Origin of the sequence: Rhizobium sp. 2MFCol3.1, from assembly GCF_000377565.1 — a bacterium.
Classification (GTDB): Bacteria; Pseudomonadota; Alphaproteobacteria; order Rhizobiales; family Rhizobiaceae; genus Rhizobium.
The window spans coordinates 201,806-224,102 of the sequence record NZ_KB898358.1 but is presented as its reverse complement, the minus strand read 5'-3'; the positions used below and the strand labels follow the sequence as shown (position 1 = coordinate 224,102).

Sequence of the window (22,297 nt, the reverse complement as noted above, 5' to 3'; positions counted from 1 at the left end):
TGATTGGGAAGAACCGAATGACCGTCACCATCTATGGCATCAAGAACTGCGACACGATGAAGAAGGCCCGCACCTGGCTGGAAGAGCACGACGTCGCCTATGATTTCCACGACTACAAGGCGTTGGGCATCGACCGGGCGCATCTGGAGAAGTGGACGCAGGAAGCGGGCTGGGAAACGGTGCTCAACCGCGCCGGCACGACTTTCCGCAAGCTGCCGGATGACGCGCGCGAAAACCTCGACCGCGAGAAGGCGATCGCGCTGATGCTGGAGCAGCCGTCGATGATCAAGCGGCCTGTTGTCGAGGCCGACGGCAAGCTTCTGGTCGGCTTCAAGCCGGAGATCTATGGCGGGTTCTTCAAGGGCTGATCAAATGTCGAAGACGACGCGGGCAACACAGGTTCTGGAGAAGGCCAAGGTGGCCTTCACCGTTCACACCTATGAGTACGATCCGAACGCCGAGCGCATCGGGCTGCAGGCGGCCGAAGCGATCGGCGAGGAGCCGCACCGCGTGTTGAAGACGCTGATGGCCGAGGTGGACGGCAAGCCTGTCTGTGTCGTCGTTCCCTCCGACCGCGAGGTCAGCATGAAAAAGCTCGCCGCAGCCTTCAGGGGCAAGTCGGCCAACATGATGAAGCCGGCGGATGCCGAGCGCCTGACCGGCTATCACGTCGGCGGCATCAGCCCTTTCGGCCAGAAGAAACTGGTGCCGACGGCGATCGAGGAAGCGGCGATGAGCGAGGCCCTCGTCTACATGAATGGCGGGCAGCGCGGATTGCAGGTGCGGCTTGCTCCGAAGGATGCGCTCGACGTGCTGAAGGCGACGGCGGCTGTGCTCGTCGCCTGATTGTCTTCGAGCTTCAATTTCGCCGCAAAGGGGTCTAAGTCTGATGGCCTGTCCGTTCGTTTCAGAAGGTGATCGATCATGAACTACATGCCGCAGGGCGATAACGCCGTGGACCCCATCAAGCTCGACAAGCTCGCCGAAGTCGCCGTCAAGGTCGGGCTGCAGCTGCAGAGCGGCCAGGATCTCGTGATCACCGCGCCTGTTGTGGCGCTGCCGCTGGTACGCCAGATCACCAAGCATGCCTATATGGCCGGCGCCGGTCTGGTCAGCGCGTTCTATTCCGACGAGGAATCGACGCTGGCGCGCTATCAATATGCCAATGATGCGAGCTTCGACCGCGCGTCCAGCTGGCTCTACGAGGGCATGGCGAAGGCCTATGAGAATGGCGCGGCGCGGCTTGCGGTTGCCGGCGACAATCCGATGATGCTCTCCGAGCAGGATCCTTCCAAGGTCGGCCGCGCCAACCGGGCGATGTCGACGGCCTACAAGCCGGCGCTCGAGAAGATCTCCAATTTCGACATCAACTGGAACATCGTCTCCTATCCGAACCCTGCTTGGGCAAAGCTGGTGTTCCCCAATGATCCCGAGCCGATCGCGGTCGCCAAGCTCGCCAAGGCGATCTTTGCCGCCTCGCGCGTCGACGTCGAGGACCCGATCGCCGCCTGGGCGGAGCATAACGCTAACCTCGCGAAGCGCTCCAGCTGGCTGAACGACGAGCGCTTCTCGGCGCTGCATTTCACCGGCCCGGGCACGGATCTGACGGTCGGGCTTGCCGATGGCCACGAGTGGCACGGCGGCGCCTCCACCGCCAAGAACGGCATTACCTGCAACCCGAATATCCCGACGGAAGAAGTGTTCACGACGCCGCATGCGCTGCGCGTCGAGGGTTACGTGTCGAGCACCAAGCCGCTGTCGCATCAGGGCACGCTGATCGACAATATCCGCGTGAAGTTCGAGGGCGGCCGGATCGTCGAGGCGAAGGCGTCGCGCGGTGAAGAGGTGCTGAACAAGGTGCTCGATACCGACGAGGGCGCGCGCCGGCTCGGCGAAGTGGCGCTGGTGCCGCATTCCTCGCCGATCTCGGCCAGCGGCATCCTGTTCTACAACACGCTGTTTGACGAAAACGCCTCGTGCCACATCGCGCTCGGCCAGTGCTATTCCAAGTGCTTCCTCGATGGCGCCAACCTCAGCCAGGATCAGATCAAGGCGCAGGGCGGAAATTCCAGCCTGATCCACATCGACTGGATGATCGGCTCCGACAAGGTCGATATCGACGGCATCAGAGCCGATGGCTCGAAGGTGCCCGTCATGCGGCAGGGCGAGTGGGCGTAACGGCCGGCTCGATCACCGATTTGGCATCCAATTTGGCGGGCATCGAGACCCGCTGACTGAACCAGACGCTCGCCAGCACCATTGCAAAACCGCAAAGCTGGGCGGGCGTCAGCACCTGGCCGAGCGCCAGCCAGCCGAGGAGAGTGGCGACGACGGGGCTCAAGAAGCCCAGTGAGGATGCCGCCGACGGCTCGATGCGGGCGAGACCGCGAAACCACAGAATATATGTCAGCGCCGCGCCGATCAGGCCGAGCCAGGCCATGCCGAGCACGTTTTCGAGCGTCGGCGGCGGCAGAGCGGGCTCGGCGATCAGCGCCAGCGGCACCAGCAGCAGGCCGCCCGCCGTCAGCTGCCAGGCGGTGAAGGCGAGGCTTGATACTGGTGGCGTCCAGCGGCGGGTGAGCACCGTGCCGCAGGCCATGGAAACGGCGCCGGCAAGACCCGCAAGAACCCCGATCGGATCCAGCGCCGCGCCCGGCGTCAGCACCAGCAACCCCACGCCCGCCATGCCGACAAGGCCGGCTGCGACCGCCAATGCCTTGATCGGCCGGCCAAGCACGAGGCGCGAGAGCACGATGACGATCAGCGGCTGGATGGCGCCGACCGTTGCGGCGACGCCGCCGGGCAGCCGATAGGCCGAAACAAAGAGCATTGCCCAGAAGAACGAGAAGTTCAGCGCGCCGAGCACGAAGGCGCGAAACCACCAGATACCCTGAGGCAGCCTGCGAACGACCGCGAGCAACAACAGCCCGGCGGGCAGGGCGCGGAGCATGGCTGTTGTCAGCGGATAGCCGTGCGGAAGATAGGACGTGGTGACGAAATAGGTGCTGCCCCAGATGGCCGGAGCGAGCGCGGTGGCCAACACATCGGCGGCGTATGTCGTGTTTTTCTTCATATCAAGTATCTCTATCTCAAGATAAATCAAGCCTATGCCGATTTATCTTGACGTCAAGACATATTGCGGTAGAGCTCAATCAGCATGGAGTGAGCCGATGGACCGCGTCGACAGGATATTGCAGCAATGGGCCCGCGAGCGGCCTGAACTCGACACCCAGGCGATGGGCCTGCTCGGGCGCATGAAGCGGCTGGCGACGCATCTCGGGCGCGAGGTGGAGCAGGTGCTGCAGAGCCACGGTCTGTCGTCGTCTGCCTTCGACGTGCTGGCGACGCTGCGCCGCTGCGGCGCGCCCTACCAGATGTCGCCGGGCGATCTCTTGGAGATGACGATGGTGAGCTCCGGCACGATGACCAACCGCATCGACCAGCTGGAGAAATCAGGCCTGGTGGAGCGCGTGGTCAATCCGCATGATCGGCGCAGCGTCCTGATCGCGCTGACCGGCAAGGGGCTGGCCCTTGTCGACGAGGCCGTCGGCGCGCATGTCGCCAACCAGCAGCGGCTGACGGAGACGCTCGATCAGGATGAGAAGGCGGCGCTCGATGCGTTGCTGCGGAAGTTCCTGGCGGCGTTCGAATAAAACGCCGCCCAGCCGAGATGATCAGCGGTAATAGATCACGTGGCCGCCGTTCAGCGCCCGCTGGACCTGGATGACATTCTTCAGCGCGATGCCGCGATCGGCGATCGCCTGCATCAGATGCCGGTCGGCGCTGACGGTTGCCTGCGCCTCGCGGATGCCTGAGGGCATGGGGTGGCGCAGCGATAGCGGCAGGGATTGCTCGCGCTGGGAGAGCGAGGTGATGCGGATGGCGGTGACGCTGTCGTTGTAAGCCTTGCCGAAAATAAACTCGGACACTTTCGACTGACCCGCCAGCGCCGGCGCGGCAGGCAAAGCGCCGGAGAGTGCACCGGCAAGGGCGCCAACCATCAGAAGAGCGGGCAACATTCTTTTCAAGGTATTTCTCCAGTCTCAAATATCAGAGCGGCCGCGATAGGCTGGCCATATCAAACGCGCGACGCACCGAAAGGTGGCCGCTTCAGCATCCAGATAAGCACTTTGCGGCAATTTTTAAACGCCCGGAAATAGGGCTCGACCACGATTTGGTGATTGCCCGTTGCGGCCCGCAAAGAAGCCGCGTGGGATCAGAACAGGCTGCCCTGCTTCGGCGGCGCTGCAGGATCGGCTGCCTTCGGCTCCGAGGTTTTGCTGCCGCGCTTTCTGGCGCCGGCCGGCGGTTCGCCGCCCTCGGTGGTGATCGCGCCGATGCGGCCATCGGAGAATTCGATCGAGATGCCTGAGCCCGCCGACAACATCGCCGCCTCGGAGACCGGGCGGTTGTCCTCGTCGCGAATGACGGCATAGCCGCGCTTCAGGACGTTCTTGTAGGAGAGCGATTGCAGCATGCGCTCCTGCGCCGAAAGCTCGCCGCGCGCCCGCACCAGCTGGTGGCGCACCGCCGTGTCGGCGCTGCGCGAGAGATTGGCGAGGCGGTCGCGCATGCGCGATGTCTGGCTCTTCAGGCGCGATGGCAGCGAGGCGAGTGCGGCATCGGCGCGGCCAATGCGCGATTTCGAGCGATCGATCAGCCGCTCGACGGTGCGCTCGGCCCGCGTCATGCGCTCGCTAAGCATCTGGCGGCGCTCGGCGATCCGGTTTGACAGCATGTCGGGGCGCAGATGCGCCGCCGTGCGCTCGAAGCTGCGGCGCTTGTTCAAGGTGTTGAGCTCAAGGCCACGGCCAAGGCCCGATGCGGCCTCGTCGAAGCGGCGGCGTGGGAGGGCGAGAAGCTGGTCGAGCGAGGGAAGTGCCCGCATCAGCGCCCGCACCTGTTGCCGGCGCTGGTCCATCTGCCTCAGCGTGCTGCCCTGCAGCCGGGCCGCAAGACCCGAGATCTGCGCCTGAAGCTCCGCCTTGACCGGCACGGCCATTTCGGCCGCACCCGTCGGCGTCGGGGCGCGAACATCGGCGGCGTAGTCGATCAGCGTCCAGTCGGTCTCGTGGCCGACGGCCGAGATCAGCGGGATCCGGCTTTCGGCGGCGGCGCGCACCACGGTCTCGTCGTTGAAACTCCAGAGATCCTCGAGACTACCGCCGCCGCGCGCGACGATCAGGACATCGGGACGCGGCGTTGGACCATTGGGCTCGAAAGCGTTGAAGCCGCGAATGGCGTTTGCCACTTCCTCGCCCGAACCCTCGCCCTGCACCTTCACCGGCCAGACGACGACATGCACGGGAAAGCGATCGGAGATGCGATGCAGGATATCGCGGATGACGGCGCCTGTCGGCGAGGTCACCACACCGATGACGCGAGGCATGAAGGGCAGCGGCCGCTTGCGGGCGGGATCGAACAGGCCCTCGGCGCCGAGCTTGCGCTTACGCTCCTCGATCAGCGCCATCAGCGCGCCGGCGCCCGCCGGCTCCAGCGTCTCGATGACGATCTGGTATTTGGAAGAGCCCGGGAAAGTGGTGATCTTGCCTGTTGCGATCACTTCCATCCCCTCTTCGGGGCGGACCTTCAGGCGCGAAAAGCTTGTCTTCCAGACCACGGCGTCGATGCGGGCGCGGTCATCCTTCAGCGAGAAATAGGCGTGTCCCGACGAGTGCGGGCCGCGATAACCGGAGATTTCGCCGCGCACGCGCACCTGATCGAAGGCCGTCTCAACGGTTCGCTTGATCGAACCCGACAGTTCCGACACCGAATATTCGGTGAGATTGCTCGGCGAATCATTGTCGAAGAAGCTGCTCATGGCGCTGTTCTAACCGAAGAACCGTGCGAACGCAGCCCCGTACGCGGGGAGGTTTTTTGCTCGCTGGCGCTATTTGGCACCGCATCTCGACGACAAAAGTCTTTTCGCTTCAATGGCTTGATGGTTCGGTAAGATTATATTGCGTTTCAAGCCAGCGCGCGATTTTCCCCGTTTTGCATGATGGCACCATCATTGCGCAAGCAACCAAGGAGCTTCCCATGTCCGATCGCTTTGCATCCCATACCCCCTCGCTCACGGGCCCCGCCAGCAGCGGCTTTCCGATCACGCCCGACGACACGCTGGCGCTGCCGGAAACCACGCGCGCGCTTTATGTCGGCGGCGGCGGCAGCCTTGCGGTGGAGATGGCGTCTGGCGCGGTGCTCACCTTCGAGGGCGTGGTCGACGGCATGCTCTTGCCGCTGCGTGTTTCGCGGGTGCGCGCATCGGGCACCACGGCAAGCGGCCTCATCGGTCTCGTCTGAGTTTTCCGGTGATGTTTTTCGGCCGGCCAAATATATGGAACCTCGAATATTGCCGGTGCGTTAATTGTTCGTCAAAGCCAGCGGACGTATAGTGAGGTGATTCGGGAGACCCTGATGATTGCTCTGACCGCAACAGCAATTGGCATCGCCACCGCGCCGATGCGCAACATCTTTTCCATGATTCTCGTGGGCTTGCTCATCTGCGGGAGCTATATCTGTGCCGCGATTTTCGGGCCGACCTCGATCATCGATCTCGCTGTCGCCATCGTCTTTTACAACATCAGCCTGCTCGCCTGCCTCGTCGGGCTTCACCTGATCGGGCGCGCCCGCAAGAGCGCGCGCCTCGTTTAACCTCCCTCACGATCCGACGATGATTACGATCCGCTGGGCACGTAGCGGAAAAACTGCACCGGCGACCCCTCCTGCTTCGGCATCGGCTGCAGGTAGGATGGGATATTGCCCTTTTCCAGCTGCGCGTAGAGACCATCCGGCTTCATCTTGGCGATCTCGCGCGTCTGCGCGAAATCGGGGCAGAAGGCGAGCGTCGTCACGCCGGTGCCGCGAATGAAGGCTTCCGCGTCCGCGGGCGTCGCAAGACCGATGTGCAGCTCAGTGAGCATGCCGCCCTGATTGCGGTGGTAGGGCGCGGAGAGAATGCGGTTTTGCGTGAAGCGCAGGATATGAACGCCCATGTCCGAGGGTGCTGAGACGAGGCCGGGCGGGATCGACGCCAGCGGCGCGACCACCTCGGGCGAGGCGCAGGTGAGCTTCTCCTTGGCCTCGGCCAATTCGGCCTGGGTGTTGTCGAGCCTGGAGCCAATGAAGCCGCCGACCAGTCCCCAGACCGAAGCAACGCTCAAAAGCACGGTGAGGATATAGCTCAGCGCGGCGGCGCCGTTTTCGCGGTCGGCATTGGACACGCGGCGCATGTCGATGATCAGCAGCGCCAGAGGGAAGACGGCGAGCTGGTTGGCGAAGGTCGAGCCGCGAACCTGGACAAGCGAGATCCCGAAGCTGATACCGAGCAGGCACAGCAGGATGAGATGGATACGGACACGATCGGCATGGAACAGCCGGAAGATGCAGACGGCGATGCCGAACAGGCCCGTCGCGTAGAAAAAGCCGATCGTATAGGGATCCTGGCGGATTGCGCCGAAGATCGACTGCGCTTCCTGGACATTGTTGAGCCACAGGTCGATCAGCATCGGGTCGAGATCGGCGAGCGGGTTGCGCAGGCATTGCGGGGCGATGATGAGCGCCGAGGCGAGCACGCCGGCCCCCACGCCCGCAAGGGCGACGAAGCGCAAGCCGCGTCCGAGGCCGCTGGCAAAAGCGGCGGCAAACAGGAGCAGGCCGCCGCCGATGGTCGCCAGGCTGTAATAGCCGAGAGAGAGGTTATCGCAGGTCACGGCTGGATAAAGCCTCGGCGGCACCGTGCCGAAGAAGAATAGGCTGATCGACAGCGCGAGCGTCAGGCCGAAGGCCTTGGCGGCGGGCGCGAAGGGCTTTCCCTCCCAGGCCCAGGCCAGCGAAACGACAAGGCAGACGCCGGCGACGAAGGGCGTGGTCTCGGCGCCGATCGCAATTGCCAGCGCCGCTGAAAATCCAGCGATCGCATAGCTCAGCGGCCTGTGATCCTCATCGAGCAGCATCGCCGTCATGATCGCCACCAGGGCAAACTGGACATTGTGGTGATCGATGGAGCCGGGCAGGAAGCGGTTGCTGGCAAGCAGCAGGAAAACGGTGAACCCCAGCGCGATATGCATGCCGAGCACGCCGCCGACGCGCCGGCCGGCAAGCCCCATGCCCCAGAGGCTCGGAACCACGAGCGAGAGCGGCCAAACGAGCAGTGCGGCGGCCTCGGCCCGCTGCTCCGGCAGGAAGAGCGAGAAGAACTTGAGCAGCGTGGCGATTGGAAGGTCGATCAACCGCGACCAGTGCATCAGCGTGCCGTTGCCCAGCCCCATGCGGTACTGCATCAGATCGAACCAGCCTTGTCCGTTCAGGAAGTCGCGAACCTCGACGAGGCGCATGACATCGTCATTGTCGGCGCCGACATAGTCCTTGGCATTCGGCAGGCGAAGCGCGACGATCGCGATTATCAGCAGCACGCTGTAGAAGAAAACGGAAGGCCAGAGCCGCGTCGCCTGCAGTTGCAGCCTTTCGCGCAGGGACATGGATGTTGGTTCGCCAGTCATCGGGGCAACAGTCGCCATGAAGCAGATCTCGTCATTGATTGCGGCGCGACTTTACGATGTGCGTATCAAGAAAGCGTAAAGTAGCGGCGCGGACACATCTTCGCGGCCCCATCAGTGACCTTCGCCCTCGTCATAGGCACTTGTTAACGGCCCTGCTTTAGACTTGCCGCAAATTCTTTCTAACGGGTGTGATCATGACCGGATCGCGTATCGACAATCTGAGCGTTGCCGTTTTGCTTCCCTGCTACAACGAGGCAGCGACGATCGGCGCGGTCGTGCGCGGCTTCAAGGCGACGCTGCCGGATGCGGCAATCCATGTCTACGACAACAACTCCACCGATGGCACGGCGCTCCACGCCATGCTGGCGGGCGCCCATGTCGTGCGCGAGCGGCGCCAGGGCAAGGGCCATGTGGTGCGCCGCATGTTTGCCGATATCGATGCCGACATCTACATCATGGCCGATGGCGATGGCACCTATGCGCCTGAGGACGCCGAGGAACTCATCCGCACGCTGCTGTCGGAGCGCGCCGACATGGTCGTCGGCACACGCCGCGGCGTGCATGACGACGCCGGCCGCCAGGGCCACGCCTTCGGCAACCGCATCTTCAACATCCTGTACCGCACGATCTTCGGCCCGGATTTCACCGATATCTTCTCCGGCTACCGGGTGTTTTCGCGCCGCTTCGTGAAAAGCTTCCCGGCGGTCTCGGCCGGCTTCGAGATCGAGACGGAGATGTCCGTCCACGCATCGCGGCTGAAGCTGCCTGTCAGCGAGCTGGAGCTCGACTATGGCCGCCGGCCCGAGGGCTCGCATTCCAAGCTTTCGACCTTCAAGGATGGCGCCAAGATCCTCTGGATGTTCGCCATGCTGATGAAGGAAACGCGCCCCTTCGCCTTCTTCGGCATCATCACCGGCCTGTTCATGGCGCTAAGCCTCGGCTTCATGACGCCGGTCCTGGCCGAATATTTCGAGACGGGGCTCGTCAGCCGCATGCCGACCTGGGTCATGTCGATGGCGCTGATGATGATCTCGTTCATGATGTTTACCGCCGGCGTGATCCTGGATTCGGTCGCCCGCTCGCGCGCCGAGCATCTGCGCATCGAATATATGCGGCTCGAGGCATCGCATCTTCTCGGCAACGGCTTTGCCTCCGAGCTCGAGGAGATCGACATTCGCCGGCAGACCTCTCAAGCAGGTGCGGCGTGAAGAAACTGCTGCGTTTCGGCATTGCCGGCGGGCTGGGCTTTATCGTCGATGCCGGCGTGCTCATGCTTCTGCTGCACACGACGCCGATCGGGCCCTTCATCGCTCGGGTGATCGCGATCGCGCTCGCCATGGTGACGACATTCGTCTTCAACCGAACCTTCACCTTCGAACGCTCGGGAGATTCTCTCGCCGCCGAAGGGTTCCGCTACGGCTCGGTCGGGATCACCGCCGCATTGGTCAATTACGGGCTCTATTCGGCGCTGCTTCTTTCGATGCCCGACCTGCAGCCGCTGGCGGCGATGGTGTTTGCCACCGCCGCGGCAACTGTCTTCAGCTTCTTCGGCTACTCGCGCTTCGTCTTTCGCGAGAAATAATCACACTGTCTCCCAGCCATCCTTCTCGCTGGCGCGATAGATCGCGTCGATGAACGCCTGGCTGAGCTTGGAGCTCTCCAGCGACACGATCTCCTGCGCCTCACCCTTGGCGGCGCGCGCGAAAGCTTCGGCCTCGCGCTTGTACTGGCGGCTGTCGGGGAAGCGGAAGGTGGTGGATTCGTTGTGGCTACGGTTGCTGAGCTCGATCTCCTCGGCGCCCCAGCGGTCGGCATTGAAGGGCGACTTCACCTCGATGAAGCCTTCGGAGCCGTGGAACACCATGACCTGGCGGTTCGCCATTTGCGTGGAGATGTAGAAGCTGAGCTCGAAGCCGCCGAAATCCGCCTTGACGCTGGAATAGATGTCGGTGCCGAAATCGGGATCGCGGCGGGTGACGGCCTGGACGCGGCGCGGCTCCTCGCCGGTGACGAAGCGCGTGGTGATGGTCGGATAGACGCCGATATCGGGCAGCGCGCCGCCGCCGAGTGCAGGGATGTTGCGCATGTTGCCGGGGTCACGGTTGAAGTAGGTGAACGCGCCCTGCACATGCAGCAGCGTGCCGATGGCGCCGTCCTTGATCAGCTGGCGCACCTTCAGCCACACCGGCGCGTAGGTGACCATGTAGGCCTCGGTCACCAGCACCTTGTTGCGGTCGCGCGCGGCAATCAGGCTGTCGATCTCGTCTGCCTTCAGCGCGATCGGCTTTTCGCAGAGCACATGCTTGCCGGCATCGGCCGCCTTGATCGTCCATTCGACATGCTGGGCCGTCGGCAGCGGGATGTAGACGGCGTCGATCAGGTCGGAGGCCAGCATTTCCTCGTACGAGCCGAAGGCATGCGGCACCGAGAAACGGTCGGCCATCTCCCTTGCCCTGGACAAATCGCGGCTGGCGATCGCCGTAACGACGCAGTTTTCCGCATCCTGGATGGCCGGAACCACGAGCTCGCGGCCGATCTTGGCGGTCGACATGATACCGAAACGCAGCATGGTCATTTCCTCTCCTCTACTGATTTTGAGGGGAGATTAGAGACGGCGGCCCCGCGGCGCAATGGCGCGATCACAATTCGCGGCGCTGGCCGCGGCGCGGGTTTTCATCCGCCTTGGCGCGCTCTAGGTTACATCGCAGCGGCGTCCTGCCGCGATCCGAATTTCACCATATTGAAGATTTCAGGAGTATCTCATGGAATTGCGTCGCCTTGGAAAAACCGGCCTTTCGGTCGCGCCGATCGTGTTCGGCGGCAATGTGTTTGGCTGGACGGCCGACGAGAAAACCTCTTTCAACATCCTCGACGCCTTCTTCGACGCCGGCTTCAACACCATCGACACCGCCGACGTCTATTCGGCCTGGGTGCCGGGCAACAAGGGCGGCGACAGCGAGGAGATCATCGGCAAGTGGCTGAAGCAAAACAAGGTCGCCCGCGACAAGGCCGTGATCATCACCAAGGTCGGCTCCGAAATGGGTCCGGGCAAGAAGGGGCTGAAGGAGCAGTACATCCTTGAGGCCGTCGAGGCCTCGCTGAAGCGGCTGCAGACAGATTATATCGACCTCTACCTCTCGCACTGGCCAGATGCCGAGACGCCCTATGAAGAGACGCTCGGCGCCTTCGCCAAGCTGAAGCAGCAGGGCAAGATTCGCGCCATCGGCTGCTCCAACCTCGACGCCACGCAGCTGCAGGCCTCCTTCGACGCCGCCGAGAAGGCCGGCCTGCCGCGCTATGACGTGATCCAGCCGGAGTATAATCTCTACGACCGCGCCCCCTTCGAGGGACCGCTGGCCGATCTCTGCGTCAAGCAAGATATCGGCGTCATCACCTATTTCAGCCTCGCGGCCGGCTTCCTGTCGGGCAAGTACCGCAGCAAGGCCGACACCGAAGGCAAGGCGCGGGGCGGCAAGGCTGCCGGCTATCTCGACGACAAGGGCCTGAAGATTCTTGCGGCGCTCGACACGGTCGCCACCGAAACCGGCGCCAAGCCGGCCGAGATCGCGCTTGCCTGGCTCCTGCGCAAGAAGGGCGTCACCGCCCCGATCGCCAGCGCCACCAGCCTGTCGCAGCTCGACAGCCTGACGAAATCGGCGACGCTTTCGCTCAGCGACGAGGCGATGGCACTGCTCGACAAGGCTGGTGCCTGAGGGGAGATGGCGATGACCGTGACGATCCGTGACGCGAGACCCGACGACGAAGCGCGCTGGCGTGCGCTTTGGGATGGCTATCTGGCGTTCTACGCGGTGACGGTCGCGCCCGAGATCACCAACAATACGTGGCGCCGGGTCTTCGATCCGGCGTCATCGATCGCCATGCGCGTGGCCGAGGTGGATGGGACACTGATGGGCTTTGCGCTCTATCTCACCCATGAGGGCACTTGGATCATGGGCAAGGACTGCTATCTGGAAGATCTCTATGTCGACGACGCCGCGCGCGGAATGGGGATTGGCCGGACGTTGCTCGACGACCTCGTGGCGCTCTGCAGAAAAGAAGGCTGGTCGCGGCTCTACTGGCATACCAGCGAGAGCAATGAGCGCGCCCGCTCGCTTTACGACAGCTACGTCGAAAGCGACGGCCATATCCGCTACCGCATCAATTTTTGAGCGGCGGAAAACCCTCATACCAATCCGAATGCTCGCCCTCCCAATTCTCCATCCCGGGCTTGGTCAAGATGCCGCGCGGGCTGACGTAGCTCTGGATCACCCGCCGCGGGCGCTCATGCCACTGGATGTTGAAGGCCCATAGCTTCGGGAAGAAGCAGAGCGAGGCGTAGGGCAGATGGTCGTGGATCCACCAGGCGAGCCGCTGCCAGTCTTCGAGCGCGTGATAGCGGTCGACCACCCAGGGAACGACGACGCAGGCTGCAGCACCCATGTAGCCATCGGCGTCGCGCATGTCCCAGATATGGTGGGCGGCCGTGGACGCGTTGGTGGAGCAGTTGAGCTTGTTCTGGTTGCCGAAGCGATTGACCTCGGGCGAGCGGTAGCCGGAACGGATGTGCAGGCGGCCGAAGGTCTCCTGCAAGGGTTCCAGCAGCTCTTCGCAGAGCCTCTTTCCCGTCTCGATTGCGAGATCCGGATCGTCGGGGATATTCGGGATGCGGTAGAAATCGGCGATCTCCGAGTGCAGGAAATCGCGCAGGAAGAAGTTCTTCGACAGCCGTGCCCGCCCCAGATCCTCCAATGCTTTCATCGATCCCGGCTTTTTCATAAGCGGCCTCCCTGCCCTTCTGACGACAAGTTTGCAGCATCCGCTGCAAATCGCCACCCGAAATGATCGGAACCATTAGCCTTCGTCCAGCTTCTCTCTGCGAAGCCGCATGACGCGGCTTCCACGAGCCAGGGACAAAGGACAAGGGACATGGCAAAGGAAAAGAACCTCGACGATCTGTTCTACGATACGCTGAAGGACATCTACTACGCGGAAAAGCAGATCCTCAAGGCGCTGCCGAAAATGGCGCGCGCGGCGCAATCGGAAGAGCTGAAAGCCGGATTCATGACGCACAAGGAACAGACGGAAGGCCATGTCGACCGGCTGCATCAGGTGTTCGAGCTGATCGGCAAGCGGGCGCAGGGCAAGACCTGCGAGGCGATCCAGGGGATCATCGCGGAAGGCGAAGAGATCATCGAGGAATTCAAGGGTTCGCCGGCTATCGATGCCGGGCTGATCTCCTCGGCGCAGGCCGTCGAGCACTACGAGATGGCCCGCTACGGCACGCTGAAGACCTGGGCGCAGACGCTCGGCAAGAAGGACGTGGTGACACTGCTCGATCAGACGCTGCAGGAAGAAGCCGCCACCGACAAGACCTTGTCTAAGCTCGCCACCTCGGCAGCCAACCAGAAGGCCGCGGCCTGACCGGCGGCGCGGGCGGGAGCGCCATGATCGGCCGCTCCCGCCTCAGGCGGTGTAACGGAAGAAGTCGATGAAGGCGCGCAAGGCCGGGCGCATCTGGCGGCGGCTTGGATAGTAGATGAACGGGCCGGGATAAGGTGCGCACCAATCCTCCAGCACCCGCACCAGCTTGCCGCTGGCAAGCTCGTCTTCGACGCGCAGATCGAAGAGATAGGCGAGGCCGACGCCGTTCAGCGCCGCGATCAGCGCCAGCCTGTCCTCGCTGACGATCAGCGGGCCATCGACGGGAACCACCAGTTCGCGGCCGTCCTTCTCGAACTCCCAGCGGTAGATCGTGCCATTGGTGAAACGCCTCTTGATGCAGCGGTGGTTGACGAGGTCGGAGGGATGCAGCGGCTTTGGGTGGCGTTTGAAATAATCCGGCGAAGCGGCGATCACGGTCGTGAGGTTCGGTGAGGCGCGGACCGCGATCATGTCGGCCTCGAGACTTTCCTCCAGCCGGATACCGGCGTCGAAGCCCTCGCGGACAATGTCGATGAAACCATCCTCGTTGGCGATTTCGAGCGTGATATCGGGATAGCGGTTGAGGAACTCGCCGAGACGGGGCGCGAGCAGGATATCGGAGGCAAAGCGCGGCGCGGTCACCCGCAGCGTGCCGGCCGGGCGTCCGCCCGCCTCGCTGACGGCTTCGAGCGCGATGCCGATCTCGTCCAGCGCCGGCTTCAGCCGCTGCAAGAGCAGTCGCCCCTCCTCCGTCGGCGCGACGCTGCGCGTCGTGCGCGCCAGAAGGCGGATGCCCAGGCTCTCCTCGAGGCTGGAGACGGCATGGCTGACGGCCGAGGGCGCGATCTCCAGCTCCTTGGCGGCGGCGCGGAAGCTGCGGCGCTCGGCGACAGTGGCGAGAACGGCGAGTTGGGCGAGCTGGGTCCTGTTCATTGATCTATTTGTTAGAACAGCCTGTGCCGCATTGCACGTATTTTTTGAAAGCTTCCGGCGCGCTAGGTTTGCCTCGTGCCGCTCAAATCGCGGCCTCACTATTTGCTCGAAGGGAGCCAGACATGAAAACCCGCACACTCGGACAGGACCTTGAAGTATCCGCCGTCGGCCTCGGCTGCATGGGCATGAGTTTCGCTTATGGCGCCAGCGACGAGAATGAATCGATCCGCACGCTTCACCGCGCCGTCGATCTCGGTATCACCTTCTTCGACACGGCCGAAATGTACGGCCCCCACACCAACGAGCAGCTGCTCGGCCGCGCCTTGAAGCCGGTGCGCGCGCGCGTCGTCATCGCCACCAAGTTCGGCTTCAAGTTCGATCCTTCCAAATCCGGCGCCGCGGCGCTGACAGGCGTCGACAGCCGGCCGGAGAATGTGAAGCGCGTGGCGGAAGCGTCGCTGAAGCGGCTCGGCACCGATGTCATCGACCTCTATTACCAACACCGCGTCGATCCCAATGTTCCGATCGAGGAGACCGTCGGCGCCATGTCCGAGCTGGTGCGCGAGGGCAAGGTGCGGGCGCTGGGCTTGTCCGAGGCCGGCAGCGCCACGATCCGGCGGGCGCATGCGGTGCATCCGATCGCGGCCGTGCAGAGCGAATATTCGCTCTGGTCGCGCGATCCGGAGCATGACGTGCTCGCCACCTGCCGGGAGCTCAAAATCGGCTTCGTGCCATACAGCCCGCTCGGCCGCGGCTTCCTGACGGGGGCGATCCGCAAGCCTGATGATCTTGGCGCCGACGATTTCCGCAGCCAGCTGCCGCGCTTCCAGGCCGACAATTTCGATGCGAATGCGGCCCTTGTGGCCAAGCTTGAGGCGCTGGCGAAGGATAAGGGCGTGACCACGGCGCAGCTGGCGCTCGCATGGGTTCTGCATCAGGGCGAGGACATCGTGCCGATCCCCGGTGCCCGCAAGGTCAACCATCTCGAGCAGAATGCGGCCGCCGCCGATATCGCGCTGTCGGCCAGGGAACTCGCCGAGCTTAGCGCGATCATGCCGCTCGATGAGATCGCCGGCAAGCGCTACTCCGAGGCATCGCTGGCGATGACCAATCTCTGAGGGAACAACCTCTGACAGGTTGGGCCGCGCCAGGCGATGTCAGCGGGGCGGCCCAACCACAGATCAGGAAAGAGATTTGGTTTTGTTCAACTTTGGGTCTTCTCCTCGCGCATATTAGCACTAGGTAAACTTTCCGTTGAGAGGAAGGGAACCCCATGCCAGATGCCAAGGACAAAGGGCCGGCCGATCCAGGCCTGTCCGACATAAGAGGACGTATGCTCGTGCTTGAAGTGGTGGCGATGACCTCGCTGGCACTGGTTCTGGACACATCCGGCGAGGATGGCGGAAAGATGGGGCGGGGTATCCTGCACCTCATCCGCGAGGCCGTCGGCAACAAATGCGACGAGATGGGTCTGTCCGACAACGCCTCATCGACCGCGCAGGCCTATGCCGAGGAACTGATCGGCACCGCCCTGGCCACGCTCTACCCATCCACGCATTAAGGTCAGCGCCATCCAGCCACTTTGCGCGTTGCGCGCTCCGCGCTATACTTCACCATCGACACGATCGAGGTACGGACCATGACGGACCGGCAGGCGATAGAGGCAGTTGTGCATCTCTATGTCGAAGGCATGACCTTCGCCAACGAAGCAGCGCTGCGCAAGGCGTTTCATCCGAAATGCGCTGTCATCGGGCATTACGAGAGCGCGGTCGAATGGTCGACCCGCGACGAATTCATCGCCGCCATCGTGGCCGAGGGCTCGGCCCCGCCAGGCACACAGCCGCACATGGACATCCAGACCCTCGACGTCATCGGCGATGCCGCGAGCGTCAAGGTCAGCGACGACTTTGCCGGCATGCGTTTCACCGACTATCTCTCGATGCTGAAGATCGAGGGGCGGTGGACGATCGTGAACAAGGTGTATTATTTGCACGATTGATGGGGTGGTACGAGCCTACCCAGTAGCTTTGATATCGCGTTCCGCGATAGCCCACTCTCCTCCCTCATTCCTTTGCCCAGGCTTCGCCCGTGCGATGTGACAGGAATCCAGCCACGGCGCGTCTGCGCCGTGAATGACCGTTTTTTGCATGTCAGAAAAAGAGTCTCTCCGCCGCGCCGACGCGCGTCGGCTGGATCCCCGCCACGAGGGCGAGGATGAGGGAGAGTTAGGGGCGACTGCTGAGGCAGATCGACCCACCGATTTCATCAGCCGCGCAGGACGCCGCCGGTGACCTTGGTGACGCTGGCGACGATCTTCTGCGTCAGAGCCTCGAAATCCTCGTCGGTCAGCGTGCGCTCGACCGGCTGGATCTGCACCTCGATGGCGACCGACTTCTTGCCCTCGCCAACCGAAGCGCCCTCGAAGATATCGAAGACGTTGACACCGGCGACCAGCTTGCGGTCGGCACCGGTCGCGGCCTTGATGATGGCGCCGGCTTCGACCGCCTTGTCGACGACGAAGGCGAAGTCGCGCTTGACGGCCTGGAACTGCGAGAGTTCCAGCGCCGGCTTAGTGCGGGTCGCCTTCTTCTTCGGCTCGGGCATGGCGTCGAGATAGACCTCGAAGCCCGCGAGCGCGCCGGAGACGTCGAGCGCTTCCAGCGTCGAGGGGTGGAACTCGCCGAAATAGCCGAGCACGACCTTCGGGCCCATCTTGATGGTGCCGGAGCGGCCGGGGTGGTACCATTCGGGACCGCCTTGCTCGACCTGGATGTTGGTCATCGGCAGGCCGCAGGCCTCGATTACGGCCAGCGCATCGGCCTTGGCGTCGAAGACGTCGACCGGCTTGCCGCCGCCCTTGGACGCGTTCGACCACATGCGGCCGGAGCCCGCCATCGAGGCGCTGCCGCGACGGATGCCGCCGGCAACACGGCGCTGGCCTTCCGGCCTGTCGTTCTCATAGGTGCCGGAAACTTCGAAGATCGCGACATCGCCATAGCCCTTGTCGGCATTGCGCTGGGCAGCCGTGAGCAGACCAGGCAACAGCGAGGGGCGCATGTCGGACATTTCGGCAGCGATCGGGTTGGCAAGCTTCAGAGCCGGCGAACCACCGCCGAAGAGCTTCGCCTGTTCCTCGGAAATGAAGGACCAGGTGACGGCCTCCAGCATGCCGCGCGAGGCAAGCGCACGCTTGGCGGTGCGGGTGCGGATCTGCAGCGTCGTCAGGATGCGGCCGTTGACTTCCGTGTGGCTTTCGAGCGGCGCCGGCTTGATGTTGTCGACGCCATGGATACGCATGACCTCTTCGACGAGATCGGCCTTGCCGTCGACATCCGGACGCCAGGAGGGAACAGCGACGGAAACGCGCTCGCCCGAGCCGCTAACCTTGAAGCCGAGGCGCGTCAGGATCTCGACACTCTCTTCCGTGGAGACTTCGAGGCCCGTCAGGCGCTTCACTTCCGAGAAGGGGAAGTCGACGACCTTGGGCTCGTAGCCCTTGTAGCCCACGATCTCAGCCTTGGCCGCCGTGCCGCCGCAGAATTCGAGCACCAGTTCGGTGGTGCGTTCGAGGCCGGGGACCATGTATTCGGGGTCGACGCCGCGCTCGAAGCGGTAACGGGCATCGGTGATGATGCCGAGGCCGCGGCCCGATTTGGCGATGTTCATCGGATCCCACAGCGCCGATTCGATCAGCACATCGGTGGTGTTTTCATCGCAGCCGGAATGCTCGCCACCCATGATGCCGCCGATCGACTCGATGCCGTTTTCGTCAGCGATGACGACGTTGTTCGGGCCGAGCTTGTATTCGCGCTGGTCGAGCGCCAGCACCGTCTCGCCGTCCTTGGCGCGGCGAACGGTGAGGTTGCCCTTCACCTTGGCGGCGTCGAAGACGTGCATCGGGCGACCCTGGTCGAAGGTCATGTAGTTGGTGATGTCGACGAGCGCGTTGATCGGCCGCAGACCGATCGCCGTCAGGCGCTGCTGCACCCACTTGGGGCTCGGGCCGTTCGTGACGCCGCGCACCAGGCGCAGGCCAAAGCCCGGGCAGAGCTTGTCGTCGTCGAGATCGAGCGTCAGCTTGACCGGCGTTTCGCCTTCGACGGCAAATGACGGTGCGGCGCGCGTCTTCAACGTGCCGAGGCCGGAAGCGGCCAGATCGCGGGCGATGCCGTAGATCGAGGTGCAATCCGGACGGTTCGGCGTCAGGTTGATCTCGATCATGGGGTCGTCGAGATGGGCGTAGGCGGCAAACGAGGTACCGACCGGCGCATCCTCGGGCAGGTCGATGATGCCGTCGTGGCTGTCGGACATGTTGAGCTCCTTTTCGGAGCACATCATGCCGTGGCTTTCAACGCCGCGGATCTTGCCGACGCCGAGCGTGACATCGATACCCGGCACATAATCGCCCGGCCGCGCCAGCGCGCCGACCAGACCGGCACGCGCATTCGGCGCACCGCAGACGATCTGCAACGGCTTGCCGCCATTGATATCGGGACCGGCATCGACCGACAGCACCTTCAGGCGATCGGCCTCCGGATGCTTTTCAGCCGAAAGCACGCGGGCGATGACGAAGGGCTTATAGGCCGCCTTGTCGTCGACATCCTCGACCTCAAGGCCGATCTCGGTCAGCCGCTTGCAGATTTCATCCAGTGTGGCGTCGGTCTCAAGATGATCCTTGAGCCAGGAAAGCGTGAATTTCATGATCTTTATCCTCCCTTACGCGCTCAACCCGCCGAACAGCGTCGGCATGTCGAGTGGGCGGAAGCCGTAGTGAGTCATCCAGCGGACGTCGGCGTTGAAGAAGTCGCGCAGGTCGGGCATGCCGTATTTCAGCATGGCGATGCGGTCGAGGCCCATGCCCCAGGCAAAGCCCTGGTACTCGTCGGGATCAAGGCCACCCGCGCGGAGCACGTTCGGGTGCACCATGCCGCAGCCCAGAATCTCCATCCAGTCGGTGCCTTCGCCGAACTTGACGATCGGGCCGGAGCGGTCGCACTGGATGTCGACCTCGAAGGACGGTTCCGTGAAGGGGAAGAAGGAGGGGCGGAAGCGCATGGTGACGCTGTCGACCTCGAAGAAGGTCTTGCAGAACTCTTCCAGCACCCAGCGGATGTTGGCGACATTGGCCTTCTTGTCGACGACGAGGCCTTCGACCTGGTGGAACATCGGCGAGTGCGTCGCGTCCGAGTCCTGGCGATAGGTCTTGCCGGGGATGATGATGCGGATCGGCGGCTTCTGCGCTTCCATGGTGCGCACCTGCACCGGCGAGGTGTGCGTGCGCAGCACCTTGCGCTCGCCGTTCTCATCCGGATTGAAGAAGAAGGTGTCGTGCATCTCGCGGGCCGGGTGGCCCTCGGGGAAGTTCAGCGCCGTGAAGTTATAATAGTCGGTCTCCACATCGGGACCTTCGGCGATCGAGAAGCCCATGTCGGCGAAGATCGCGGTGATCTCGTCGACGATCTGGCTGATCGGATGGATGCGGCCGCGCTCGGCGGGCGAGGAGCGGACCGGCAGCGAGACGTCAACGGTCTCGGCCTTCAGGCGCGCATCGATCGCCGCCTTCTTGAGATCGGCCTTGCGGGCGTTGATCGCATCGGTCACGACCGTCTTCAGTGCATTGATCTGGGCGCCGCGGGTCTGGCGCTCTTCAGGCGTCATCGATCCCAGCGTCTTCAGGAGTTCGGAGACCGACCCCTTCTTGCCAAGGGCCGCGACGCGCACGGCTTCGATCGCCGGTTCATCGGCGGCGGCCGCGACATCGGACAGGAGTTGCTTTTCCAGGGTTGCGAGTTCGGTCATCTTTTCCTGCCTTCAGGGCGTCCAGTCTTTGAGGGACACTTCACGAAACATGCTTCAGATAGCTGGTCGCCACGATGAAACGTCGCAGATCACTACCCATGTGTACGCGGCCAATCAACCGGGCAGCCGACAAAAAGCCGCCCAGGAAGCCGGTAAGCTTGCGCAGTTCGGCAACCGCCGCCGGTGGCGCCAACTCGGCCCAGGCCTTGTAGGCCCGGTCGTGGGTTTCGCCGCCAAGCTTGGCGCGGGTTGCGACCTGCAAAAAGAGCAGCCAGATATCCCGCGCCTGGGCGACCTCCAGCGGCATCACCCGGTCGGGCTCTTCCTCGAAATCCATGAAACCGACGCGGCCGTCCTTCAGGAACATGTCGCGCGGATAGGGGCGGCCGTGGCAAAGGCCCTTTGCATGCAACCGGCCGAGTTCGCCGGCGCAATGGACGAGCATGTTGTCGTGGGCGACGGGGTCGTTGTTCAGCACGTGATAGAGCTGGCGATCGACGGTCTCGCCGGCATCGCTGAAGACGACGGCGGCACCCGAGGAATAGATGACGCGGGCTGTCGGCACGTCTTGGGCTGAAAACTGGGCGATGCGGCGGATTTCGCGCGCCGCCATGCCCTCGTCGGCCAGAAGCGGCGACGGGCGCAGGAAGGGCGCGCGGATGAGATTGGCGAGCATGCGCTGCAGCACCATCCAGCGCGAGGCGCGCTCGGTGCCGTAGCGCTTGATCCAGACGGCGCCACCAGACAGCGCGACACGCTCGACGCGCTTGGAACCACGCAGCAATGCCGCGAGCAGAACGGGCACGTCCTCCTCGCCCAGCCCGCTTTCGGCAAGCAGGTCGCGATCCATCGTTGGACGCATCACATCGTTCGCCAAATCTTGATCGTTCGCCACGTCAGGCGTCCCTATCCCGGTAAAACGAAGAAACCCGCGCAAGCCTTGCCAGCGCGGGTTTCAAATCATCGAAGCGAAGGTTCGAATAGCGCCGGCTTAGTTGACGGCTGCTTCAAACTCGTTCTTCGTGCCAGCGTCCTTCAGGTACTCGAGTGCCTTCTTGGAGGCAGCAACGAGCGCACCGAATGCTTCCGGCTCATGGATCGCCATGTCGGAGAGAACCTTACGGTCAACTTCGATGCCAGCCTTGTTCAGGCCGTCGATGAAGCGGCCGTAGGTCAGGCCGAATTCGCGGACAGCAGCGTTGATACGCTGGATCCAGAGTGCGCGGAAGTTACGCTTGTTGATCTTGCGGTCGCGGTAAGCGTACTGCTTCGAGCGATCGACAGCAGCCTTGGCGGCGCGGATGGTGTTCTTGCGGCGGCCGTAGAAGCCCTTGGCCTGCTTCAGAACCTTCTTGTGCTTGGCGTGGGCGGTAACGCCTCTCTTTACACGTGCCATTTCATGATCTCCTTAATCTATACGTTCGCGGAATAGTCTTAGAGACCGTTCGGCAGGTAATTCTTCACGACCTTGCGGCCATCCGGTTCTGCCAGAACCATGGTGCCACGTGCATCGCGAATGAACTTGTTGGAACGCTTGATCATGCCATGGCGCTTGCCAGCGGCTGCAGCCTTGACCTTGCCGGTCGCGGTGATCTTGAACCGCTTCTTGGCGGAGGACTTCGTCTTCATCTTGGGCATTTTGC

General features: G+C 63.3%; 26 protein-coding genes. 14 read left to right on the top strand and 12 right to left on the bottom strand.

Annotation, left to right across the window (positions count from 1 at the left end):
- The first annotated feature begins 17 nt into the window (after positions 1-17).
- The 3 genes from D460_RS0114585 to D460_RS0114575 all read left to right on the top strand — a co-directional run bounded on the left by D460_RS0114585 (position 18) and on the right by D460_RS0114575 (position 2,178).
- Entirely contained in the window at positions 18-368 is a 351-nt protein-coding gene (locus D460_RS0114585; RefSeq protein ID WP_018899300.1) for an ArsC family reductase, read from the top strand.
- A 4-nt stretch (positions 369-372) separates the two neighbouring features.
- Complete coding sequence (ybaK, locus tag D460_RS0114580) at positions 373-846, top strand: Cys-tRNA(Pro) deacylase (RefSeq protein WP_018899299.1); 474 nt, start codon at positions 373-375, stop codon at positions 844-846.
- Between the two features lie 78 nt (positions 847-924).
- Positions 925-2,178, top strand: coding sequence for an aminopeptidase (locus D460_RS0114575; protein WP_018899298.1), 1,254 nt, complete (start codon positions 925-927; stop codon positions 2,176-2,178).
- Here the strand turns inward: D460_RS0114575 and D460_RS0114570 are convergent.
- Positions 2,153-3,073 (bottom strand): EamA family transporter, encoded by a 921-nt coding sequence (locus D460_RS0114570; RefSeq protein WP_018899297.1) that lies wholly within the window; start codon positions 3,071-3,073, stop codon positions 2,153-2,155. The two genes, D460_RS0114575 and D460_RS0114570, sit on opposite strands and share 26 nt — an antisense overlap.
- Before the next feature lie 97 nt (positions 3,074-3,170).
- Between D460_RS0114570 and D460_RS0114565 the strand changes: the two genes are divergently transcribed.
- A complete protein-coding gene (locus D460_RS0114565; RefSeq protein ID WP_018899296.1) occupies positions 3,171-3,653 on the top strand; it encodes a MarR family transcriptional regulator in 483 nt (160 codons plus the stop codon).
- 21 nt (positions 3,654-3,674) lie between these two features.
- Here the strand turns inward: D460_RS0114565 and D460_RS0114560 are convergent, their stop codons facing one another.
- Together D460_RS0114560 and xseA are read right to left on the bottom strand one after the other, a co-directional pair.
- On the bottom strand, positions 3,675-4,028 hold the full coding sequence (locus D460_RS0114560) for a hypothetical protein (protein WP_155947753.1): 354 nt from the start codon (positions 4,026-4,028) through the stop codon (positions 3,675-3,677).
- A 188-nt stretch (positions 4,029-4,216) separates the two neighbouring features.
- Positions 4,217-5,821 carry an exodeoxyribonuclease VII large subunit gene (xseA, locus tag D460_RS0114555; protein ID WP_018899294.1) on the bottom strand — a complete coding sequence of 535 codons (1,605 nt, stop codon included), beginning with the start codon at positions 5,819-5,821 and terminating at the stop codon, positions 4,217-4,219.
- 218 nt (positions 5,822-6,039) lie between these two features.
- Here xseA and D460_RS0114550 point away from each other — a divergent pair, with 218 nt between their 5' ends.
- Both D460_RS0114550 and D460_RS0114545 read left to right on the top strand, forming a co-directional pair.
- On the top strand, positions 6,040-6,303 hold the full coding sequence (locus tag D460_RS0114550) for a hypothetical protein (RefSeq protein WP_018899293.1): 264 nt from the start codon (positions 6,040-6,042) through the stop codon (positions 6,301-6,303).
- A gap of 114 nt (positions 6,304-6,417) precedes the next feature.
- Positions 6,418-6,654, top strand: a complete 237-nt coding sequence (locus D460_RS0114545) for a hypothetical protein (protein WP_018899292.1) — start codon at positions 6,418-6,420, stop codon at positions 6,652-6,654.
- A 23-nt stretch (positions 6,655-6,677) separates the two neighbouring features.
- Here D460_RS0114545 and D460_RS0114540 read toward each other — a convergent pair whose 3' ends face one another.
- Positions 6,678-8,501, bottom strand: a complete 1,824-nt coding sequence (locus tag D460_RS0114540) for a hypothetical protein (RefSeq protein ID WP_245267751.1) — start codon at positions 8,499-8,501, stop codon at positions 6,678-6,680.
- 194 nt (positions 8,502-8,695) lie between these two features.
- Here D460_RS0114540 and D460_RS0114535 point away from each other — a divergent pair, with 194 nt between their 5' ends.
- Entirely contained in the window at positions 8,696-9,709 is a 1,014-nt protein-coding gene (locus D460_RS0114535) for a glycosyltransferase (protein WP_018899290.1), read from the top strand.
- Positions 9,706-10,083, top strand: coding sequence for a GtrA family protein (locus tag D460_RS0114530; protein WP_018899289.1), 378 nt, complete (start codon positions 9,706-9,708; stop codon positions 10,081-10,083). Before D460_RS0114535 ends, D460_RS0114530 begins: the two co-directional genes overlap by 4 nt.
- Here D460_RS0114530 and D460_RS0114525 read toward each other — a convergent pair whose 3' ends face one another.
- Positions 10,084-11,070, bottom strand: coding sequence for a Gfo/Idh/MocA family oxidoreductase (locus D460_RS0114525; protein WP_026283149.1), 987 nt, complete (start codon positions 11,068-11,070; stop codon positions 10,084-10,086).
- A 193-nt stretch (positions 11,071-11,263) separates the two neighbouring features.
- Between D460_RS0114525 and D460_RS0114520 the strand changes: the two genes are divergently transcribed.
- Together D460_RS0114520 and D460_RS0114515 are read left to right on the top strand one after the other, a co-directional pair.
- Entirely contained in the window at positions 11,264-12,214 is a 951-nt protein-coding gene (locus D460_RS0114520) for an aldo/keto reductase (RefSeq protein ID WP_018899287.1), read from the top strand.
- A 12-nt stretch (positions 12,215-12,226) separates the two neighbouring features.
- On the top strand, positions 12,227-12,670 hold the full coding sequence (locus D460_RS0114515; protein ID WP_018899286.1) for a GNAT family N-acetyltransferase: 444 nt from the start codon (positions 12,227-12,229) through the stop codon (positions 12,668-12,670).
- Here D460_RS0114515 and D460_RS0114510 read toward each other — a convergent pair.
- Positions 12,660-13,277 carry a hypothetical protein gene (locus D460_RS0114510; protein WP_018899285.1) on the bottom strand — a complete coding sequence of 206 codons (618 nt, stop codon included), beginning with the start codon at positions 13,275-13,277 and terminating at the stop codon, positions 12,660-12,662. The two genes, D460_RS0114515 and D460_RS0114510, sit on opposite strands and share 11 nt — an antisense overlap.
- 150 nt (positions 13,278-13,427) lie before the next feature.
- Here D460_RS0114510 and D460_RS0114505 point away from each other — a divergent pair, with 150 nt between their 5' ends.
- A complete protein-coding gene (locus D460_RS0114505) occupies positions 13,428-13,922 on the top strand; it encodes a ferritin-like domain-containing protein (protein ID WP_018899284.1) in 495 nt (164 codons plus the stop codon).
- Positions 13,923-13,964: 42 nt separating this feature from the next.
- Here the strand turns inward: D460_RS0114505 and D460_RS0114500 are convergent, their stop codons facing one another.
- A complete protein-coding gene (locus D460_RS0114500) occupies positions 13,965-14,855 on the bottom strand; it encodes a LysR family transcriptional regulator (protein ID WP_018899283.1) in 891 nt (296 codons plus the stop codon).
- Between the two features lie 122 nt (positions 14,856-14,977).
- Here D460_RS0114500 and D460_RS0114495 point away from each other — a divergent pair, with 122 nt between their 5' ends.
- From D460_RS0114495 to D460_RS0114485, 3 genes are all read left to right on the top strand, one after another.
- Positions 14,978-15,973: an aldo/keto reductase gene (locus D460_RS0114495; RefSeq protein WP_018899282.1), complete on the top strand. Its 996-nt coding sequence runs from the start codon at positions 14,978-14,980 to the stop codon at positions 15,971-15,973.
- A gap of 155 nt (positions 15,974-16,128) precedes the next feature.
- Positions 16,129-16,416, top strand: a complete 288-nt coding sequence (locus tag D460_RS0114490) for a hypothetical protein (protein WP_018899281.1) — start codon at positions 16,129-16,131, stop codon at positions 16,414-16,416.
- A gap of 78 nt (positions 16,417-16,494) precedes the next feature.
- Positions 16,495-16,854, top strand: a complete 360-nt coding sequence (locus D460_RS0114485) for a nuclear transport factor 2 family protein (protein WP_026283148.1) — start codon at positions 16,495-16,497, stop codon at positions 16,852-16,854.
- 266 nt (positions 16,855-17,120) lie between these two features.
- Here D460_RS0114485 and pheT read toward each other — a convergent pair whose 3' ends face one another.
- The 5 genes from pheT to rpmI form a co-directional block, all read right to left on the bottom strand.
- The gene (gene pheT / locus D460_RS0114480; protein ID WP_018899279.1) at positions 17,121-19,556 is read right to left on the bottom strand and encodes a phenylalanine--tRNA ligase subunit beta; all 2,436 of its coding nucleotides are present in this window, start codon (positions 19,554-19,556) and stop codon (positions 17,121-17,123) included.
- 15 nt (positions 19,557-19,571) lie between these two features.
- Positions 19,572-20,654: a phenylalanine--tRNA ligase subunit alpha gene (gene pheS, locus D460_RS0114475; RefSeq protein WP_018899278.1), complete on the bottom strand. Its 1,083-nt coding sequence runs from the start codon at positions 20,652-20,654 to the stop codon at positions 19,572-19,574.
- A gap of 40 nt (positions 20,655-20,694) precedes the next feature.
- Positions 20,695-21,549, bottom strand: a complete 855-nt coding sequence (locus tag D460_RS0114470; RefSeq protein ID WP_018899277.1) for a hypothetical protein — start codon at positions 21,547-21,549, stop codon at positions 20,695-20,697.
- A 96-nt stretch (positions 21,550-21,645) separates the two neighbouring features.
- Positions 21,646-22,050, bottom strand: coding sequence for a 50S ribosomal protein L20 (rplT, locus tag D460_RS0114465; protein WP_018899276.1), 405 nt, complete (start codon positions 22,048-22,050; stop codon positions 21,646-21,648).
- 38 nt (positions 22,051-22,088) lie between these two features.
- Entirely contained in the window at positions 22,089-22,292 is a 204-nt protein-coding gene (gene rpmI / locus D460_RS0114460; protein WP_007813308.1) for a 50S ribosomal protein L35, read from the bottom strand.
- Positions 22,293-22,297 lie beyond the last annotated feature (5 nt).

What these genes read in the sequence shown, in the direction of transcription:
- xseA (WP_018899294.1), bottom strand. Translation starts at nt 5,821, where the DNA reads ATGAGCAGCTTCTTCGACAATGATTCGCCGAGCAATCTCACCGAATAT.
- D460_RS0114500 (WP_018899283.1), bottom strand. Translation starts at nt 14,855, where the DNA reads ATGAACAGGACCCAGCTCGCCCAACTCGCCGTTCTCGCCACTGTCGCC.
- D460_RS0114520 (WP_018899287.1), top strand. Translation starts at nt 11,264, where the DNA reads ATGGAATTGCGTCGCCTTGGAAAAACCGGCCTTTCGGTCGCGCCGATC.
- D460_RS0114535 (WP_018899290.1), top strand. Translation starts at nt 8,696, where the DNA reads ATGACCGGATCGCGTATCGACAATCTGAGCGTTGCCGTTTTGCTTCCC.
- D460_RS0114515 (WP_018899286.1), top strand. Translation starts at nt 12,227, where the DNA reads ATGACCGTGACGATCCGTGACGCGAGACCCGACGACGAAGCGCGCTGG.
- pheS (WP_018899278.1), bottom strand. Translation starts at nt 20,654, where the DNA reads ATGACCGAACTCGCAACCCTGGAAAAGCAACTCCTGTCCGATGTCGCG.
- D460_RS0114570 (WP_018899297.1), bottom strand. Translation starts at nt 3,073, where the DNA reads ATGAAGAAAAACACGACATACGCCGCCGATGTGTTGGCCACCGCGCTC.
- pheT (WP_018899279.1), bottom strand. Translation starts at nt 19,556, where the DNA reads ATGAAATTCACGCTTTCCTGGCTCAAGGATCATCTTGAGACCGACGCC.
- D460_RS0114585 (WP_018899300.1), top strand. Translation starts at nt 18, where the DNA reads ATGACCGTCACCATCTATGGCATCAAGAACTGCGACACGATGAAGAAG.
- D460_RS0114545 (WP_018899292.1), top strand. Translation starts at nt 6,418, where the DNA reads ATGATTGCTCTGACCGCAACAGCAATTGGCATCGCCACCGCGCCGATG.
- D460_RS0114575 (WP_018899298.1), top strand. Translation starts at nt 925, where the DNA reads ATGAACTACATGCCGCAGGGCGATAACGCCGTGGACCCCATCAAGCTC.
- D460_RS0114495 (WP_018899282.1), top strand. Translation starts at nt 14,978, where the DNA reads ATGAAAACCCGCACACTCGGACAGGACCTTGAAGTATCCGCCGTCGGC.
- D460_RS0114540 (WP_245267751.1), bottom strand. Translation starts at nt 8,501, where the DNA reads ATGACTGGCGAACCAACATCCATGTCCCTGCGCGAAAGGCTGCAACTG.
- D460_RS0114505 (WP_018899284.1), top strand. Translation starts at nt 13,428, where the DNA reads ATGGCAAAGGAAAAGAACCTCGACGATCTGTTCTACGATACGCTGAAG.
- ybaK (WP_018899299.1), top strand. Translation starts at nt 373, where the DNA reads ATGTCGAAGACGACGCGGGCAACACAGGTTCTGGAGAAGGCCAAGGTG.
- D460_RS0114550 (WP_018899293.1), top strand. Translation starts at nt 6,040, where the DNA reads ATGTCCGATCGCTTTGCATCCCATACCCCCTCGCTCACGGGCCCCGCC.
- D460_RS0114485 (WP_026283148.1), top strand. Translation starts at nt 16,495, where the DNA reads ATGACGGACCGGCAGGCGATAGAGGCAGTTGTGCATCTCTATGTCGAA.
- D460_RS0114490 (WP_018899281.1), top strand. Translation starts at nt 16,129, where the DNA reads ATGCCAGATGCCAAGGACAAAGGGCCGGCCGATCCAGGCCTGTCCGAC.
- D460_RS0114510 (WP_018899285.1), bottom strand. Translation starts at nt 13,277, where the DNA reads ATGAAAAAGCCGGGATCGATGAAAGCATTGGAGGATCTGGGGCGGGCA.
- D460_RS0114565 (WP_018899296.1), top strand. Translation starts at nt 3,171, where the DNA reads ATGGACCGCGTCGACAGGATATTGCAGCAATGGGCCCGCGAGCGGCCT.
- rpmI (WP_007813308.1), bottom strand. Translation starts at nt 22,292, where the DNA reads ATGCCCAAGATGAAGACGAAGTCCTCCGCCAAGAAGCGGTTCAAGATC.
- rplT (WP_018899276.1), bottom strand. Translation starts at nt 22,050, where the DNA reads ATGGCACGTGTAAAGAGAGGCGTTACCGCCCACGCCAAGCACAAGAAG.
- D460_RS0114525 (WP_026283149.1), bottom strand. Translation starts at nt 11,070, where the DNA reads ATGCTGCGTTTCGGTATCATGTCGACCGCCAAGATCGGCCGCGAGCTC.